Source organism: Bacillus sp. EE-W1 (assembly GCF_009760835.1).
GTDB classification, from domain to species: Bacteria; Bacillota; Bacilli; order Bacillales; family Bacillaceae_G; genus Bacillus_A; species Bacillus_A wiedmannii.
The window spans coordinates 23,729-26,125 of the sequence record NZ_WIPE01000060.1; the positions used below are offsets into that span (position 1 = coordinate 23,729).

The following is a 2,397-nucleotide window of genomic DNA, read 5'->3' on the forward strand; positions in this document are numbered from 1 at the left end:
GTCAGCTGTATTACCAGGAATGCTATATTTCTTATTCTTTTTCTTAGCCTTCTTCTTCAGCCTTTTCTCTTCTTGAATAGCTTGCAGATCCGCCTTCCATTGTTTCAACAAATCCTTTTCACGCCGCATCGAATTAGTACCCCTTGGATTAAAATGTGAACCAACTAATTAGATTCTACCTATTTATATAGATATCCTTTAACCCAAATGTCCATTTTGTTCAATAAAAAAAGAACACTATAAAGTGCCCTAAGCTTCTGAGTATTAAATATACGACAATGCCCAGCCCGTTCTAATAGCGCAACATAAAAGAGCTTTATAGCGGAATATATATAGCTCTCGGAAAAGGAATAAGTTGGTTGGCATTGACTCGATATTGTATGTTTGGGAATTCCTTATGTGCAATAAAAAAAAGAGCCCTAAAAGGTGCTCGTCCGATACGATTATAAAGAATGAATACGTCGTGTTCAGTTATTAGTATATGCTTGTCTCATTCAAAGTTTTACTGGTTTAATGTGTAATTTCTATCTAACAAAGAAAAAAGCACCCGTTATGGATGCTTTTTTTGTATTTAATCCTTCTTCTCCTTTACCACCAAAGAGAATACATTGTCCAAATTAACCATACGATCTCCAAATCTGAAGAATCTAGCTTCTCTTGCTTGTATAGAATTTTCTATAGCAGCAACTGTTACTGTCTTTTTATGCTCAATTTCAAATTCGTGTTGTTTACCATCGACTGCTTCTATACTTATTATAAATTTTTTCATTTACTTATCCCCCGCCTCTCCCAATCTATCTATTCGACAGAAAAGAAGAATATCCTACAAAACAAAAAGCCATCACCGAAAGGTGACAGCTCCTAAAGGGGAAGAGAGAAAACAAATGGCAAAGTTTCTCTTAGATCAAGGCTGAGTACTCGCAACCTTCTCCAAGCCACCGCATCATGTAATTTTTTAGCTCTTATTAACTACGCACTTTACGTTCGGTGACTGGGAGAAGACTAAGAATAGTCCTCCCTATGAGAATTTGTCGTCTTGGTCAATACATCGGTTGTCGCTGACCTTAGCTGACCGTTTCCAAATTATAAAGGATTTATATCAAGACGTATGTGTTTCTTCCGACGCCTTGTTTGAACCAATACACTAGGGGGACGGAAGGGGAATATTTCCGCTGTATTGGCTCAAACAAAGAGTGGAACTCTTTGCCCTCGTTTTGGTCATTAATAAGAGTCGTGAATAATTACTAATGCACGAGATCACGTATACTGTTTTAGACTTTTAGAATGCAAGTGTCACTCAATCATGAGCAACCACCCCCATTCCATTTTCAAGACCGACATACTAGAGAGTAATAGACTTATATTTATTATCAACCCAGAGGACGCGTTCCGAACTAATTGATAAATACAAATTAGAAACAGCATGACGAATGCGAGTTATCTCACACCCGCCACCCTGGAATATGTCATTATTAATCATTTAAGGGAATCTTACCACCCTTATGGCGAGATTCTTACCGCCCATGCCCGCCCTGCCGCGGTATACTTTAAGGTGTACTAATCCTCTTCGATATGCGGTTGTCAAAGGGCTTGTACATATAATTTACCGTTATTTTCATTTGCAAAAACTCCCCAAAAAATATGCTATTTCTCTGCTTTTTCTCTGCCATTTTCAAATGATTCCTAATGTAGTAGCGATCAGTTTAATTGCACTCTTCTTCTCATAAAAGTATGAGTTTTTCATCATCAATTCGTTTTGTACGAATGAATCTTTAACTGGTTTGTTGTCTAAGAACTTCATAGTGATGATGTTTCTTTCATCCTCATCTAAGATATGTTCTAAAGTCTTCTCTATTTGGTTCACCTTTAATTCGCTTACTCTTCTTGAATTTCGTATCTCTGGAAACAGACTGATCCCTTCTTGTTCCACTTCATTATTGAATCGCATCTTTAATGCACGGTATTCCTTTAAGATGCTGACTACTTCCTTTTGCACTTTCTTGTCATCGATTGCTGGTAATAAAGTTAATTGTTCCATGAAGGAATCCCCCTATTTCGAATTTTGGTTTTTATATTCACATCAGGTACGTGAAATTTTACTATCTCTTTGTTGAATAAGAGAAACATGCATAGCGAGTATCCCCATCATCCCCCCTGCATAGTTCCGTTATCCATTAAGCATTTAATAATTTACGTTTCTTCTTTGCCATCTTCTCTTTTGCTACTTCAATGTTATTTGCTACCTTCTTATGGTCCTGATCAAATTGAATCATGCCGTCAAACATAACTGGAGTTACTGCTTCGTCTACATATTGTAAGTAATCCACTGGCGCTCGTTCCGTCTGTTCTACTAAGTACCCATAAATATCAAAATCCGCCCTCGGTATAGACTTCTTG

At 37.3% G+C, this 2,397-nt stretch carries 2 protein-coding genes and 1 pseudogene; all 3 read right to left on the reverse strand.

Features of this window, described 5'->3' with window-relative positions; translation table 11 throughout:
- Nucleotides 1-571: 571 nt before the first annotated feature.
- Nucleotides 572-769: a hypothetical protein gene (locus tag GFJ36_RS11625; RefSeq protein ID WP_016119215.1), complete on the reverse strand. Its 198-nt coding sequence runs from the start codon at nt 767-769 to the stop codon at nt 572-574.
- A 903-nt stretch (nt 770-1,672) separates the two neighbouring features.
- Nucleotides 1,673-2,038 (reverse strand): ArpU family phage packaging/lysis transcriptional regulator, encoded by a 366-nt coding sequence (locus tag GFJ36_RS11630; protein ID WP_097890053.1) that lies wholly within the window; start codon nt 2,036-2,038, stop codon nt 1,673-1,675.
- A gap of 136 nt (nt 2,039-2,174) precedes the next feature.
- Nucleotides 2,175-2,397 (reverse strand): annotated as a pseudogene (locus tag GFJ36_RS29525) (Holliday junction resolvase RecU); the annotation flags it as partial.